The 14519-nt window shown below is 68.4% G+C and carries 18 protein-coding genes and 1 tRNA gene; 9 read left to right on the top strand and 10 right to left on the bottom strand.

The window, feature by feature from the left end:
• Position 1: 1 nt before the first annotated feature.
• Entirely contained in the window at positions 2-424 is a 423-nt protein-coding gene (locus EL337_RS03965; RefSeq protein WP_048632208.1) for a nitroreductase family deazaflavin-dependent oxidoreductase, read from the bottom strand.
• Between the two features lie 258 nt (positions 425-682).
• On the opposite strand from EL337_RS03965, the gene EL337_RS03960 reads away from it, so the two are divergent.
• Together EL337_RS03960 and EL337_RS03955 are read left to right on the top strand one after the other, a co-directional pair.
• Positions 683-1246, top strand: coding sequence for a hypothetical protein (locus EL337_RS03960; RefSeq protein WP_048632209.1), 564 nt, complete (start codon positions 683-685; stop codon positions 1244-1246).
• 62 nt (positions 1247-1308) lie between these two features.
• The gene (locus EL337_RS03955; protein WP_048632397.1) at positions 1309-1497 is read left to right on the top strand and encodes a hypothetical protein; all 189 of its coding nucleotides are present in this window, start codon (positions 1309-1311) and stop codon (positions 1495-1497) included.
• Positions 1498-1691: 194 nt separating this feature from the next.
• Here the strand turns inward: EL337_RS03955 and EL337_RS03950 are convergent.
• A tRNA-Tyr gene (locus EL337_RS03950) sits at positions 1692-1774 on the bottom strand.
• 149 nt (positions 1775-1923) lie between these two features.
• Between EL337_RS03950 and EL337_RS03945 the strand changes: the two genes are divergently transcribed.
• Entirely contained in the window at positions 1924-2415 is a 492-nt protein-coding gene (locus EL337_RS03945) for a YajQ family cyclic di-GMP-binding protein (RefSeq protein ID WP_048632210.1), read from the top strand.
• Positions 2416-2553: 138 nt separating this feature from the next.
• Positions 2554-3579: an NAD(P)H-dependent glycerol-3-phosphate dehydrogenase gene (locus EL337_RS03940; RefSeq protein WP_048632211.1), complete on the top strand. Its 1026-nt coding sequence runs from the start codon at positions 2554-2556 to the stop codon at positions 3577-3579.
• A gap of 65 nt (positions 3580-3644) precedes the next feature.
• Here EL337_RS03940 and EL337_RS03935 read toward each other — a convergent pair whose 3' ends face one another.
• From EL337_RS03935 to grcC1, 4 genes are all read right to left on the bottom strand, one after another.
• Positions 3645-4178 (bottom strand): hypothetical protein, encoded by a 534-nt coding sequence (locus EL337_RS03935; RefSeq protein ID WP_048632212.1) that lies wholly within the window; start codon positions 4176-4178, stop codon positions 3645-3647.
• Positions 4179-4214: 36 nt separating this feature from the next.
• Positions 4215-4673, bottom strand: coding sequence for a hypothetical protein (locus EL337_RS03930; RefSeq protein ID WP_048632398.1), 459 nt, complete (start codon positions 4671-4673; stop codon positions 4215-4217).
• A 63-nt stretch (positions 4674-4736) separates the two neighbouring features.
• Complete coding sequence (gene htpX / locus EL337_RS03925) at positions 4737-5615, bottom strand: zinc metalloprotease HtpX (protein WP_048632213.1); 879 nt, start codon at positions 5613-5615, stop codon at positions 4737-4739.
• A 79-nt stretch (positions 5616-5694) separates the two neighbouring features.
• Positions 5695-6702: a nonaprenyl/(2E,6E)-farnesyl/geranylgeranyl diphosphat synthase gene (gene grcC1 / locus EL337_RS03920; protein WP_197724176.1), complete on the bottom strand. Its 1008-nt coding sequence runs from the start codon at positions 6700-6702 to the stop codon at positions 5695-5697.
• A 45-nt stretch (positions 6703-6747) separates the two neighbouring features.
• On the opposite strand from grcC1, the gene menJ reads away from it, so the two are divergent.
• Entirely contained in the window at positions 6748-7974 is a 1227-nt protein-coding gene (gene menJ / locus EL337_RS03915) for a menaquinone reductase MenJ (protein ID WP_370737151.1), read from the top strand.
• Positions 7975-8008: 34 nt separating this feature from the next.
• Positions 8009-8428 (top strand): hypothetical protein, encoded by a 420-nt coding sequence (locus EL337_RS03910; protein ID WP_048632216.1) that lies wholly within the window; start codon positions 8009-8011, stop codon positions 8426-8428.
• Positions 8429-8460: 32 nt separating this feature from the next.
• Here the strand turns inward: EL337_RS03910 and EL337_RS03905 are convergent, their stop codons facing one another.
• A complete protein-coding gene (locus EL337_RS03905; protein ID WP_048632217.1) occupies positions 8461-9060 on the bottom strand; it encodes a TetR/AcrR family transcriptional regulator in 600 nt (199 codons plus the stop codon).
• A gap of 78 nt (positions 9061-9138) precedes the next feature.
• On the opposite strand from EL337_RS03905, the gene EL337_RS03900 reads away from it, so the two are divergent.
• The gene (locus tag EL337_RS03900) at positions 9139-10707 is read left to right on the top strand and encodes a phytoene desaturase family protein (RefSeq protein WP_048632399.1); all 1569 of its coding nucleotides are present in this window, start codon (positions 9139-9141) and stop codon (positions 10705-10707) included.
• Here the strand turns inward: EL337_RS03900 and EL337_RS03895 are convergent.
• Complete coding sequence (locus EL337_RS03895; RefSeq protein WP_048632218.1) at positions 10696-11754, bottom strand: alpha/beta hydrolase; 1059 nt, start codon at positions 11752-11754, stop codon at positions 10696-10698. The genes EL337_RS03900 and EL337_RS03895 overlap by 12 nt on opposite strands.
• A 120-nt stretch (positions 11755-11874) precedes the next feature.
• A complete protein-coding gene (locus EL337_RS03890) occupies positions 11875-12561 on the bottom strand; it encodes a demethylmenaquinone methyltransferase (RefSeq protein ID WP_048632219.1) in 687 nt (228 codons plus the stop codon).
• Positions 12562-12652: 91 nt separating this feature from the next.
• Between EL337_RS03890 and EL337_RS03885 the strand changes: the two genes are divergently transcribed.
• On the top strand, positions 12653-13477 hold the full coding sequence (locus EL337_RS03885) for an SDR family oxidoreductase (protein ID WP_048632220.1): 825 nt from the start codon (positions 12653-12655) through the stop codon (positions 13475-13477).
• A 3-nt stretch (positions 13478-13480) separates the two neighbouring features.
• Positions 13481-13663: a hypothetical protein gene (locus EL337_RS03880; protein WP_048632221.1), complete on the top strand. Its 183-nt coding sequence runs from the start codon at positions 13481-13483 to the stop codon at positions 13661-13663.
• Between the two features lie 16 nt (positions 13664-13679).
• Here the strand turns inward: EL337_RS03880 and EL337_RS03875 are convergent, their stop codons facing one another.
• Complete coding sequence (locus tag EL337_RS03875) at positions 13680-14510, bottom strand: class I SAM-dependent methyltransferase (protein ID WP_048632222.1); 831 nt, start codon at positions 14508-14510, stop codon at positions 13680-13682.
• Positions 14511-14519: the final 9 nt, after the last annotated feature.

Raw genomic sequence — 14519 nt, 5'->3', positions numbered from 1 at the left:
GTCAGCCCTCCCGTACCAACTCGAACACTGGGATCACGCGGCTGGTCTTCTCCTGGTAGTCGCCGAACTGCGGTTCGGCCGCGACCTGCTTGGCGTAGATCTCGTCGCGCTCGGAGCCCGTCAGCTCCCGCGCCGTCGCCGTGTACGTCTCGGTGCCCAACTCGACGGTGATGCTCGGGTTGGCGGTGAGGTTGCGGTACCAGTCGGGGTTGGTGTCCGCGCCGCCCTTGCTCGCGAAGATGTAGACGTGTCCGTCGTCGATCAACGCCACCAATGGTGCGATGCGCTCGGTGCCCGACTTCGCACCGATGTGATGCACGAGCACCAGCGGCTTGCCTTCGAAGATGCCGCCGGCCTTGCCCCCATTGGCGCGGAACTCGTCGATCACCTTGCGATTCATGTCGTCGAATGCTGCTTTGTCCATGGCTGCTCCCTGGTCGCGTGTACGGGTCACCCGATAGATACCTCGGTGGCCCGCCCGGGTATTCCCTGCCGACCGGGACGGCGTGCTGAGACCAAGCACACCGCGACCCGGCACACCGTAATGCGCAGGGGTGTTTAGCGCGTCCGACGCGGTGTATCCCTCGAAGGCGTGCCCGGCGTGGCCTCTAGTCCAGGTGCCCCCGGTGCTCAATCAGACCACCGGGATTTGCGCGCGTGCATGCCAACTCGAAGGAATTTCATGAACTCACGCAATACAGTCGTCCGTTCCCTGCACGACCTCGGCGCTGCCGCATGGTTCGGCGGGTCGCTGATGGGAGCGGTCGGCGTCAACGGTGCCGCTGCTTCCGTGGACGATCCCCGCGATCGCGCCAAGGTCGCCGCCGCAGGGTGGGGCAGGTGGTCACCGGTCAGCGCGGCCGCGATCGGAGCGCACCTCGTCGGAGGTGCCGGCATCCTCCTCGCCAACCGCGGTCGGGCCACACACCAGGCCGGCGTCCGGTCGAACACCGTCGCGAAGATCGTGCTCACCGGGGCAGCGCTGGGTGCCACTGTGTACAGCGGCGTGCTCGGCGCCAAGACCGCCCAGGGTGAGGGACACGCGGTCGAAGGGGCCACCGAGCCCGCCGCGTCGACTCCCGACGACGTCGCCGCCGCCCAGCGGCAGCTGCGCTACCTGCAGTGGGCGCTGCCGGTCCTGACCGGCTCACTCGTCGTCCTCGGCGCTCAGCAGGGCGAACAGCAGCGGCCCAGCCAGGTCATCGCCGGCGTCGGCAGTGCCATTGCCCGGCGGGTGGGCGGATGACCCTCGTCGACGACATCAAAGACACCGTGGAACGCCGCGTCCACAAAGCGAAGAACGACCACGTGGCTCGGCAGCAGAAGGCCGAATCGGACATCACACCCGACGCTTCGGTAGCCGGCTCCCGGGCCGGTTCCGACGGCGAGGACGGCAACTACGTCGGCCGAACCACCCCGCAGTACGACGCCGACGTCCAACAGAGCGGCGCCGAAGCACGAAGCGAGGCCTCGCGCCTCACCCGCGATCAGCGGTAGGAATTCACACTCCCGTACACCTCGGCAGGGCGGCCGTCGGCCCGGGCAGCGGCCGCCCGTCGCGTCCGGCGATCTGAGGGCACCCGAATTCCTGTACCGGCATTCGCATCTCGCCGATCGCGGTGTCATCGTCAGGCTCAGCTGACGAACCCCACAACGCAGGCAGGCCCCCTCGAAAGGGGGCCTGACCAGCGTGGCAGGTACAGGATTCGAACCTGTGTAGGCGTTAGCCGACGGATTTACAGTCCGCTCCCATTGGCCGCTCGGGCAACCTGCCTGGGTGCTGCATGCGCGATGTACAGCGCGCACAGCAGGATACAACGAGGACAGGGCCTCGGTACAAATCGCCTGGGTGGTTTGATCCCCACCGCGGCCAGCGGCGAAGATGGTGGCAAGTACAGCCACCGAGAGGGAGGGACGGGTCCAATGGCGGATTCATCGTTCGACGTCGTCAGCAAGGTCGACCGACAAGAGGTCGACAATGCACTCAACCAGGCCGCCAAGGAGCTCTCGACCCGCTTCGACTTCCGCGGCACCGACACCACCATCGAGTGGCAGGGCGAGGAGGGCATCATCCTGGTGTCCTCCACCGAGGAGCGCGTCAAGGCCGCCGTGGACGTCTTCAAGGAGAAGCTGATCCGCCGCGACATCTCGATGAAGGCCTTCGACGCCGGCGACCCGCAGCCGTCGGGCAAGACCTACAAGGTGATCGGCAGCATCAAGCAGGGCATCAGCAGCGAGGACGCCAAGAAGGTCACCAAGCTCATCCGCGACGAAGGCCCCAAGGGCGTCAAGGCGCAGATCCAGGGCGAAGAGATCCGGGTCAGTTCCAAGAAGCGGGACGACCTGCAGGCCGTCCAGGCCCTGCTGCGCGGCGCCGACCTCGATATCGCGCTGCAGTTCGTCAACTACCGCTGACCCTGCGAGCGCGGGCGCTGTGCACGGCGACCGAGGAGATTCCGTGCATCAGGCCCACGCTGGAGCCGAGGGCGCCGGGCTGCCGGGGTGCCGGCAAAACCGCCCTCACGCCTGGCCACCCGCCCTAGGGTGATCGACATGGCACCAGCGCAACGTGATCCCAAAGTTGTTGTTCTCGGCGGCGGATCGTGGGGAACCACCGTCGCCTCCATCTGCGCGAGGCGGGGACCGACGCTGCAGTGGGTGCGTTCCGAGGAAACCGCCGAGGACATCAACAAGAACCACCGCAACTCGAAGTACCTCGGCGACGACGTCGAGTTGGCGGACACCCTGAAGGCCACCACCGATTTCACCGAGGCCGCCGAGTGCGCCGACGTGATCGTGATGGGGGTGCCCTCGCACGGCTTCCGCGGTGTGCTGACCGAACTGGCGGCCTGCCTGCGTCCCTGGGTCCCGGTCGTGTCGCTGGTGAAGGGCCTCGAGCAGGGCACCAACATGCGGATGAGCCAGATCGTCGATGAGGTGCTGCCCGGACATCCGGCCGGAATCCTGGCCGGGCCCAACATCGCCCGCGAGGTCGCCGACGGCTACGCCGCGGCTGCGGTGCTGGCGATGCCCGACCAGCTGCTGGCGGCCAACCTCGCAAATCTTTTTCGTACCAAGCGTTTTCGTACCTACACCACCGACGACGTCGTCGGCGTGGAGATGGCGGGCGCGCTGAAGAACGTATACGCGATCGCGGTGGGCATGGGTTTCGCGCTGGGAATCGGCGAGAACACCCGCGCCATGGTGATGGCGCGCGCCGTCAACGAGATGTCGAAGCTCGGGGTCGCGGTGGGCGGCAACCGCGACACGTTCGCGGGGCTGGCCGGAATGGGCGATCTGATCGTCACCTGCACGTCACAGCGCAGCCGCAACCGGCACGTCGGCGAACAACTGGGGCAGGGCAAGTCGATCGACGAGATCATCGCCGCGATGAACCAGGTGGCCGAGGGCGTGAAGGCCGCCAGCGTGATCATGGAATTCGCCGACAAGTGCGGCATCTCGATGCCGATCGCGCGCGAGGTGGACGGCGTGATCAACCACGGGTCCACCGTGGAACAGGCCTATCGGGGCCTGGTCGCCGAGAAGCCCGGCCACGAGGTCCACGGATCGGGCTTCTGAGCGTCAGCGAAGAAGCAATCGGCGCCGTTGAGCGTCAGCGAAGAAGCAATCGGCGCCGCTGAGCGTCAGTTCATGAAGGGGTTGGTGCCCTCGGGTCGCGCCAGCAGCGGATTCACCACGTTGACGATCCACGAGGCGCTCGGAGTCACCACGAATCCGGACTGATTGCTGCCGTCGACGCAGGCGGTGACCGTGCCGTCCCCACCGCAACTGACCGTGCCGAAGCTGAGCCGGGTGTTCGGGGGCAGCGCGTTGGCCGGACCGCCGTAGATCGGCGCCGAACTCGCGCTGAAACCCGGGACCCCGCCGGCGAAGCCACCGACCACATTCGCGCCGCGCGGCGCTCCCGGCAGGACCCCGTTGCAGCCGTAGCCGCCCGAGCGCTGCAGGGTGCACAGCAGACCGCCGGTGGTGAACGCGTAGGCGGCGCCGTCGTATATCGCGAAGTCTTTCGGGTTGGCCGGCGCATACGCGTTGACGTCGGGCGCAGGCGGCGGAGGCGGCGGCGGTGGGGGCTGCGCCGCGGCCAGGCCGGGCACGCTCAGTGCACCCAGCACGGCTGCACACGCAGCACTGACGACGATTCTGCTCGGCACCATCACAGCCTAGATGTCGCTATCGAGGGCGGCAGTGTTTCAGAACGCGAACGAACCCGCGGGGCTGATGACGAAACCGGACTGGTTCAGCGTGTTGATGCAGGACGTCGCGAATCCGTCGTTGCCGCAGCTGACCGTCTGGAAGCTCAGCCGCGAGTTCGGCGGAAGCGCCGGGGCGTTCTCCACCGCGCCGTACATCGGCCGGTCCGCGCTGGCGAAGCCCACGCCTCCCCTGACGTTGCCGGTGACCATGTTGGCGCCGTTGGGCGCGGCGGGCAGCGGGCCGCTGCAGCCATAGCTGCCCGAGCCTCGGTCCACCACACAGGTCACGCCGTCGAGGGCGCTGAAGACGTACCAGTTGCCGTCGTTGGCCGAGTAATCCTTGGGGTTGGCGGGCGGCATGGCATTGATGTTCGGCGGCTGCGCCACGGCGAGCGCGGACGAGCCGAGCAGTGCTGCTGCGGCGCCGGCGAGGACGATCATGATTCTGCTCAGCACGGACCACACCCTAGGCGGACGGGCGCGCACCCGCAGAGCTCGCCTCAAAGTCTGACGGCGTCGTCAGTACTGGCCGGGGCCGCGGCCCGCCATGGCCTCGAGCCGGGCGATCCGGTCTTCCATCGGCGGGTGCGTCGCGAACAGCTTGCCGATCTTCTCGCCGGCCCGGAACGGGTTGGCGATCATCAGGTGGGCCTGGTCGGCGAGCTGCGGCTCCGGCGGCAGCGGAGCCCGCTCGACACCGGAGCTGATCTTGCGCAGCGCGCTGGCCAGCGCCAGCGGGTCACCGGTCAGCTCGGCACCGGACTGGTCGGCCTGGTACTCACGCGAGCGCGACACCGCGAGCTTGATCACAGTGGCGGCGATCGGGCCGAGCAACGAGACCAGAAGGATCGCAAGCGGATTGGTGCCGCCGTCGCGATTGCCGCCGAACATGCTCGCGAAGAACGCGAGGTTGGCCAGCGCGGTGATCACCGACGCCATGGCACCGGCCACACACGAGATCAGGATGTCGCGGTTGTAGACGTGCGAGAGCTCGTGACCGAGCACGGCGCGCAGCTCACGCTCGTTGAGGATCTGCAGGATCCCGGTGGTGCAGCACACCGCGGCGTTGCGCGGGTTACGGCCGGTGGCGAACGCGTTCGGGGCGGCAGTGTCGCTGATGTAGAGCCGGGGCATCGGCTGGCGCGCCGTGGTGGCGAGCTCGCGCACGATCTTGTACATCACCGGCGCCTGCATCTCGTTGACGGGCTGGGCGTGCATCGCGCGCAGCGCCAGCTTGTCGCTGTTGAAGTAGACGTAGGCGTTCATGCCGACGGCGAACAACACCGCCAGGAACATGATGTTGCGCCCGAACAGCGCGCCGACACCGACGATCAGACCTGAGAACAGCACCAGCAACACGAACGTCTTGGCCCTGTTGGCGTGCGGATGCCAAGTCATCGGGGGTCCTTCCTCGTGAAACCAGCAAGAGTCATCGCTACAGGCAACGACTGACTGCCCCGCGCAGGTTCCGCGGGCGTCAACCGTGACGGTTGATGGTGTACTGCATCAGGCTGGCGAGCGCCTGCCGACCGGGGCCGTCGGGTAGCTGGGCAAGCTCCTGCTCGGCTTCCCGGGCGTACGCGGTCACCGTCTCCTTCGCCTTGGTGATGCCCTGGGAGGCACGCAGCAGGCGCAGCGCTTCGGCGAGGTCGTCGTCGTCGGTGACGGGGCCGGCCAGCAGTTCGCGCAGCCGGTCGGCGTCGGGTCCGGTTTCGCGCAGGGCGTACAGCACCGGCAAGGTGTGCACGCCCTCGCGCAGGTCGGTGCCGGGCAGCTTGCCCGACTCGTCGGCGTCGCTGTCGATGTCGATGATGTCGTCGGAGATCTGGAAGGCGGTGCCGACGATGCCGCCGAGCCGGCTCAACCGCTCCGTCTGCGCCTCGTCGGCTCCGGAGAACGTCGCCCCGAACCGGCCCGACGCCGCGATCAGGCAGGCCGTCTTCTCGTAGACCACCTTCAGGTAGTGATCCACGGAGTCGACCTGGTCGGCAGCGCCGCGGGTCTCCCGCATCTGGCCGGTGACCAGCAGCGCGAACGTGTCGGCGATGATGCGCACCGCGTCCGGGCCCAGCCGGGAAACCAGTCGCGACGCGGTGGCGAACAGGTAGTCGCCCGCCAGGATCGCGATGTTGTTGCCCCACCGGGCGTTGGCGCTCAGAGCGCCGCGGCGAACCTGCGCCTCGTCCATCACGTCGTCGTGGTACAGCGTGGCCAGGTGCACCAGCTCGATGACCGCGCCGGCCACCGTGACCTGCCACGCATCGGGCTCGGGCCCCAGCTGCGCCGACAACACCGTGAACAACGGCCGGAACCGCTTGCCGCCTGCCTGGAAGAGGTGGTTGACGGCCTCGGACATCAAGACGTCGGCTTTGCCCAGCTCTTCGGACATCAAGGCCTCGATGCGGGCCACTCCGTCGCGGACATCCTGGGCGAATTGGGGATCGCCGAAGTCCACTCCCGCCACCACGTTCGCCGGTGTCCTCACACAGCCAACATACTGTGAGACATGGACTCAGCGGCGGGCGGAGTTATCCGTGCATCTTCTGGTGCCGATGTGGTCATCGTCGGCGCCGGGCCCGCGGGTTCGTCGGCTGCGGCGTGGGCAGCCCGCGCCGGCCGCGACGTCCTGGTGATCGATTCCGCGCAGTTTCCGCGCGACAAGGCGTGCGGCGACGGGCTCACCCCCCGCGCGGTGGCGGAGCTGCGCGACCTCGGTCTGGGTGGATGGCTCGACAGCAGGATCAGTCACCGGGGTCTGCGGATGTCCGGGTTCGGCGCCGACGTCGAGGTGCCGTGGCCCGGTCCGTCGTTCCCGCCGTCGAGCAGCGCGGTGCCCCGCACGGAATTGGACGAACGGATCCGGCTGGTCGCGGTCGACGACGGCGCGAAGATGATGCTCGGCGCGAAAGCTGTTTCCGTCGAGCAGGATTCGTCCGGGCGGGTGACCGGGGTGGTTCTGGACTCCGGCGACGTGGTGCGCTGCTCGGACCTGATCGTCGCCGACGGCGCGCGGTCGACGCTGGGGCGGGTGCTGGGACGCGAATGGCACAAGGAGACCGTGTACGGCGTGGCGATCCGCGGGTACATCGCCACCCCGCGCAGCAACGAGCCGTGGATCACGTCGCACCTGGAGCTGCGGTCCCCCACCGGCGAGGTGCTGCCGGGATACGGCTGGATCTTCCCGCTCGGCAACGGTGAGGTGAACATCGGCGTCGGCGCGCTGGCCACCTCCAAGCGCCCGGCCGACGCCGCGCTGCGGCCGCTGATGAACTACTACACCGGACTGCGCCGCGACGAGTGGGCGTTCTCCGGCGAACCCAGGGCGGGGCTGTCGGCGCTGCTGCCGATGGGTGGTGCGGCGTCGGGGGTGGCCGGGCCGAACTGGATGCTGATCGGCGATGCCGCCGCCTGCGTGAACCCGCTCAACGGTGAAGGGATCGACTACGGGCTGGAGACGGGCCGGCTGGCCGTCGCGCTGCTGGGGTCCGGTACGTACACGCAGGCGTGGCCGGCGGTGCTGCACGAGCACTACGCGCGGGGGTTCTCGATCGCCCGCCGGCTGGCGTCGCTGCTGACGCTGCCGCGGTTCCTGCCGGCGACGGGACCGCTGGCCATGCGGTCGTCGGCGCTGATGAAGATCGCGGTCCGGGTGATGGGCAATTTCGTCACCGACGAGGACGAGGACCTCGTGGCACGCGTGTGGCGCGGCGCGGGCAGGGTGTCGGGCCGGATCGACGAGCGCCGCCCCTTCACATGAGCACCGGGCGTGCTCGCGAGCGCGGGACACGAAAGTGACAGCGGTGTACCGCGCGCCGCTGCGGTCGCGCCGCGACGACATCGACCCGCAGGCGTCGTTCGATCGCGCGATGTCTCGTGGGCTCTGCGGATTCGGCGGCGATCGTGATCCCGAGCGGTTGGCACGGCGGGTCGAGCGGTTCGCTCAGGTGCCCGACGGGTCGTTTGTCTGGACCCGCGACAGCGACGGGCTGTACCGGCTCGGCCGCCTCGACGGGCCGTACGTCTACGACCGCGACGGTGCGAGCGTCGACCTCGTTCACGTACGCCCCTGCCGGTGGCGACGCTCACCCGTCGTGGAGTCTCAAGCGCCCGCGGCGGTGCTGGCCACCTTCGGGCGCGGGGGAAGGAACTTCCAGCAGATCCACGACGATCAGGTCGGCGAGCAATCGGCTCGACTGTGGGCGAAGTCCTGACGCGGTGCGGGCGCGGCCTGTGCAGAAGGGGCTCAGGCGAGTTGGGCGAAGCCTGACCGCAGCACCGCCATGGCGGCCTCGGTGAGGGCACCCAGATCGTCGGCGCAACCGTTGCGACCCCAATGCTCCACCGCCACCACGAGCGCCGCCGCCAGCGCCGCACCGGCGACGTCGGCCACGAGTGCGATGTCGGCGACGTCGGCGTACCGATGCCTGATGTGGCTGGTCAGCACCTCGGCAAATGACGACTGCACCACGCGCAGATGTCCCGCGATGCGCTCGGCGGTGATGAGTTCCGCGCGTGCGGTCGCGGCCTGCCGAACCACTTCCGGATCATGCGGGAAGCTCGCGACCGCGCCGAGCACCGCTTCGAACACCGACTCGGACCTGGGCCGACTGGCCAACGCCTCGGCGAGCCAGTCCACGTGGGTCTCGTAGTCCTGGAAGAGCACGGCCTCCTTGGTCGGGAAGTGGCGAAAGAAGGTGCGTTCGGTGACACCCGCGGCCCGCGCCAGTTCGGTGACCGTGACGTTCCCGAAGCCCTTGGCCGCGAAGCTCGCCAGCGCGGCCTGCCGCAGGGCGTCCCGCGTCGACCGCCGGCGCAGCTCATGCAGGTTCGGTGCGGCGCTCACATCTGCGAGCGTACGTCCGACTCAGCATTTATGTCAGTACTGACACATATTTACGTCAGTACTGACATGATCCAGTCCATGAGCGACTACGACGCGATCGTCATCGGCGCCGGCCACAACGGTTTGGCCGCCGCCACGCTGCTGCAACGGGCGGGCGTGCGCACCGTCGTACTGGAGGCCAACACCTACGCCGGCGGAATGGCCGCCACCGTCGAGCTCATCGATGGCTTCCGCTACGAGATCGCGGGTTCGGTGCAGTTCCCCACACCGGCCGTGGTGGCGAAAGACCTCGGCCTGGACGAACTGCCCACCATCGACACCGAGGTGATGTCGGTCAACCTGGGAGACAGCGGCGACGAGCCGATGATCTTCTACCGCGACCCCGAGCGATTCCTCACCCACCTGGCCGACAAGCACGGGGCCGACGCGGTGCTGGGAATGGCCGGACTACTGGGCTGGAGCCGAGGACCAGCAAAGGCATTGGGACGCTTCGACGTCCGCACACCTCCCCACACCATCGACGAGATGTACGCATGCGCGGACACCGAAGACGAACGCCGAGCGATCCACGACGTACTGTTCGGCACCGCCATGGATGCCATCGACCGCTATCTTCCCGACCGGCAGCGGCATGCGGTGCTGCGCAGCATGCTCGCCTTCCTGGCGATCAACTCCACCTACCGCGGGCCCTACACTCCAGGCAGCGCAACATGTTTGGCGTTCGCCCTGGCCGTACCCGACGACACCACGGCGATGATGACCAAATTGCAGGGCGGCATCGGCGCGCTCTGCAACCATCTCCTCGACCAGTTCGTCTCCGCCGGCGGCACCATCCGGTACCGCGCGAAGGTGGACCGCATCGACGTCACCGACGGACGTATCACCGGCGTCCGACTGCGCGACGGCTCCGCGATCACCGCGCCCGTCGTCATCTCGACGCTGTCACCGGATCTCACGCTGGGTGACCTGGTGTGCGCCGACCACCTCCCCGCCGATCTCGTCACCCGGCTCAGCGGCCGCGACCACCGGGCATCCTTCGTGCAGATGCACTTCGCGCTGGACGGGCTGCCCGAGTTCGCGCCACCGTACGACTTCCTCAACGAACCCGGCATGCAGGGATCCATCGGGATGTTCAACACCCCCGAGGAGCAGCAGCGCCAGTGGGAGGAATGCCGACGTGGCGTGGTCCCGGAGAATCCCTCGATGGGACTGCAGATCCCGTCGGTGCACGACCCCGCCATGGCGCCGCCCGGAAAGCACGCCGCAAGCGCGTATGCCTACGCGTTCCCGGTGGAAGCCGAACGCGGTGAGCACGGACACCTCAAGAACGTGATGGCCGAGAGGGTCGTCGACAAGATCAGCCGCTATGCCCCCAATTTTCGTGACATCCAGATCCGGCACATCACGTTCGCGCCGTACCACATGGACACGATGTTCGCCGCCCCTGCAGGCGACTTCTGCCACGGGCTGCTCCACCCGGACCTGATGGGCCCGAATCGTCCGGGCCCCAAGGGTTTTCTCGACATGCCGGTGCCGATAGCCGGCCTCTACCTCGGCGGTGCCGGATGCCACGGCGGGCCCGGAATCACCTTCATCCCCGGCTACAACGCCGCACACCAGGTGCTCGAGGACGCGTCAGCCCAGTGACTTCGCGAAACCGCTGACATCGCGGATGCTCGCGGCGAACACGTCGGGCATCGCAGCACCGAACAGCAGATCGCCACCGTGACACGTTCCCGCCACCACCCGGCCGACGGCGGGCACCCCCGCGCGCAGCAGCCGGCGGTAATACTGCAGGCCTTCGTCCCGCAGCGGGTCCAGCTCGTTGACCGAGATCACATGGGGTGGAAGATCTTTCAGTTCGTCGTCGCCGGCCGCCGACGCCCAACAGGTGGCGTCCCCGGAATGGGCGCCCTCAGGGTCGTACAGCGAACCCAGCAGCGCCAGTTGTTCGCAGCTGACGAAGTAGCCGTCGTTCTCCGTCAGCGACGGCAGGTCGTCGCACTCCTGCAGCCACCGATTCGAAATGTACGGGCACTGCGCGTAGAAGCCGGCGATGTCGCCGATCCATCCCTCGCGTTTCGCCTTGTGCGCCAGCGTCAATGTCAGGTTCCCGCCGCCCGATTCACCGGAGACGACGAGGTGGCTGATCCCGAGTTCGTCGCGACGGGTGCTCGCCCACCGGGCGGCGGAGGCACAGTCGTTGAGGCCGGCCGGGTACGGGTGCGGGCCCAATTTGCCGCCGGAGTTCCGGAATTCGACGCCGACGACCACGAGTCCGGTCGCGGCGAGCTGCTCGCGCAGCCGGACATAGCCGGCGTCCGCGGCGCTGCCGATCGCCATGCCGCCGCCGTGCAGATGCACGATGCCCGGCAGCGGGCCCGCCGCGCCATCCGGACGGCTGACGAATACCGTGATGTCGTTGCCGTCCACCCCGGGGATGGTTGTCGTCGTGGTGGAGACGCCTGCGGTTGCCGACACGTCCGCGGCGAGCATGTCGAAGATGGCCCCCATACCTTCTTCGCCCATCGCGGCGTAGGCGTAGCGCTCCTCGATGGGCGAGTCGACCGAGAGGCCGCTCGCGGGCAGGCGCCCGTCCAGCCCGAAGCGGGCGAACACCGCGACCATGCGAGGGTCGGCGCGTGGGTCGGTGCCCAGTGTGGAGTCGGGGTCAGCGTGGCGTCCGAGCAGCATGGTGGTGACGGTAGTGCCGTCCGGCGGGCCGAAGTGTCGCTTTCGCGGGGCGCGAACGTGCGTGAAGTTGGGAAAAATGGCGGCGTGTCGCGTGCAGACACGCACGCTCGCGGGGCAAGGTCAGGGTTTGACGGCGGCGTGCAGCGCCACGATGCCGCCCGTCAGGTTGCGCCACCGCACACCCGACCAGCCGGCGTCCTCGATGCGTCGCGCCAGGTCGGCCTGATCGGGCCAGGCCCGAATCGACTCCGCCAGGTACACATACGCATCGGGGTTGGACGACACCGCCGTGGCCATCGCCGGCAGCGCCTTCATCAGGTACTCCTTGTACACCGTCGAGAACAGCGCGTTCGTCGGCGTCGAGAACTCACACACCACCAGCCGCCCACCCGGACGGGTCACCCGCGCCATCTCGCGCAGCCCCGCCGCATGGTCGACCACGTTGCGCAGACCGAAGCTGATGGTCACCGCGTCGAACGCCCCGTCGGCGAACGGCAGCTTCGTCGCGTCGCCCGCGACCTTGGGCACCTTCCGCGCCGCGCCTGCCCCGAGCATGCCGACCGAGAAATCCGCAGCCACACACCACGCGCCCGAGCCGGCCAGCTCCACCGTCGACACCGCGGTCCCGGCCGCCAGGTCGAGCACCTTGTCCGACGGCTTCAGCCGCAGCGCCTCCCGGGTGGCCCGCCGCCAGAACCGGTCCTGCCCGAGGGAGAGCACCGTGTTGGTGAGGTCGTAGCGGCGCGCGACGCCGTCGAACATCGACGCCACCTCGTGGGGGTTCTTCTCCAGCGACGCACGGTTCACGCTGCCGAACGTATCAGGGAGCCGACTGCGAGTTCGCTGTGCGCATCCCCGGGCGGGAATGCTTTCCGCCCCGATGGGCATTTACCGAAGCATGACCGAAAAAGTCTGGTTCATCACCGGTGCCTCACGCGGGTTCGGTCGCGAATGGGCCATCGCCGCACTCGAACGGGGCGACAAGGTCGCCGCCACCGCCCGCGACCTGTCCACTCTCGACGATCTCGCCACGAAATACGGCGGCGCACTGCTGCCGCTGCAGCTGGACGTCAACGACCGGGCGGCGGATTTCGCCGCGGTCGCGCGGGCCCATGACCACTTCGGCCGGCTCGACATCGTCGTCAACAACGCCGGCTACGGCCAGTTCGGCTTCATCGAGGAGCTCTCGGAACAGGAAGCCCGCGACCAGATCGAGACCAACGTGTTCGGCGCGCTGTGGGTCACCCAGGCGGCGCTGCCCTACCTTCGGGCCCAGCGCAGCGGCCACCTCATCCAGGTGTCCTCGATCGGTGGGATCACCGCGTTCCCCAACGTCGGCATCTATCACGCCTCCAAGTGGGCGCTGGAGGGCTTCTCGCAGGCCCTGGCCCAGGAGGTCGCGGAGTTCAACGTCCACGTCACGCTGATCGAGCCCGGCGGTTTCTCCACCGACTGGGCCGGGCCGTCGGCCAAGCACGCGACGCAGCTGCCCGATTACGCCGAGGCGCACCGCAAGTCCCAGGAACAGCGGGCCGCCCGGTCGGCACGCCCCGGCGACCCGCAGGCCTCGGCCGCCGCGCTGCTCAAGATCGTCGACGCGCCCGAACCGCCGTTGCGGGCCTTCTTCGGCGAGCTCCCGCTGAGCCTCGCCAAGGCCGACTACGAAAGCCGCCTGGCCGGCTGGGAGAAGTGGCAGCCGGTGGCCGTCGAAGCGCAGGGCTGAGCGATGGCCCGCGGGGATCACCCCGAGCGCATCCCGTTCTACGGCGCGGTCTTGTCGGTCGCGGCCTTCATCTCGTGCTGGGGCGCCTCGCTGATCACCGCCACCTGGGTGGCGGCACTGATCTACGGCGCTGCCGCCACGGCCGCCGGTGTCGGGTTCGTGATGACGCTTCGACAGTCCATGTAGGACCTCACGTTGGGCCTCAACCGAATTCGAGTAGGGCGTAGGCGCCCCGATAGTTCTTGGTCAGCCCGAGCTGCCAGAAGGCGGGGAACACCCGCTCGAAGAGGACACCCCGGCCGCGCGGCATCGGCAGATCATGCACGGCCGTGACACCGGGCACCGTGTGGACCAGCTGCGCCAGTTGCGCCGCCGACAGACTGAACGGCATCGGCGGCACCCGGTAGCGCGACGACGACCGCAGCCCCTTCGGGGCGAACTTCTTCACCATGACCGGCGGCAGATCGAAGATCATCTGCGCGCCCGGGAAACGGCGGGCGCATTCGGTGATGAGACCCATCGCCTCGTCGGGCTGCAGGTACATCAGCAGGCCTTCGGCGGTGATGAAGACGCCGTGGGACGGGTCGACGGCATCCATCCAGGTGTAGTCCAGGGCCGACTGCGCGAGATTGGCGATGCGTGGTGAGCTGGGCAGCAGACGCTCGCGGAGGTCGATGATCGGCTCGAGGTCGACGGTGATCCAGAGGAACTCCGCGTGCGGAATCGTGGCGTCCAGCCGCCAGAAACTGGTCTGCAGGCCCTCGGCGAGCGCGACAACCGTGGCTTCCGGGTGCTCGGCGAGGTAGCGCGTGGTCGCGCGATCGAAGGCCAGCGAGCGCAGCGCCATCTCCTGCCCCGTGCGGCCGAACTTGTCGAAGTCGAAGTCGATCGCGTCGCGCAGCCTGACGGCCATCGGATCGTCGATGATGGCCCTGGGGTGACGCGCCTGGTGCGCCCGGCCGTTCAGCGTCAGCAGAGCTGTCTCCGAGACGCCGGCCAACGAGCTGGCGTCGATCTTGCCGTCGCGTTCCACATCGAAGAA

Source organism: Mycolicibacterium aurum, from assembly GCF_900637195.1.
Taxonomy (GTDB): Bacteria; Actinomycetota; Actinomycetes; order Mycobacteriales; family Mycobacteriaceae; genus Mycobacterium; species Mycobacterium aurum.
This window is presented reverse-complemented; position numbering and strand designations above follow the sequence as displayed.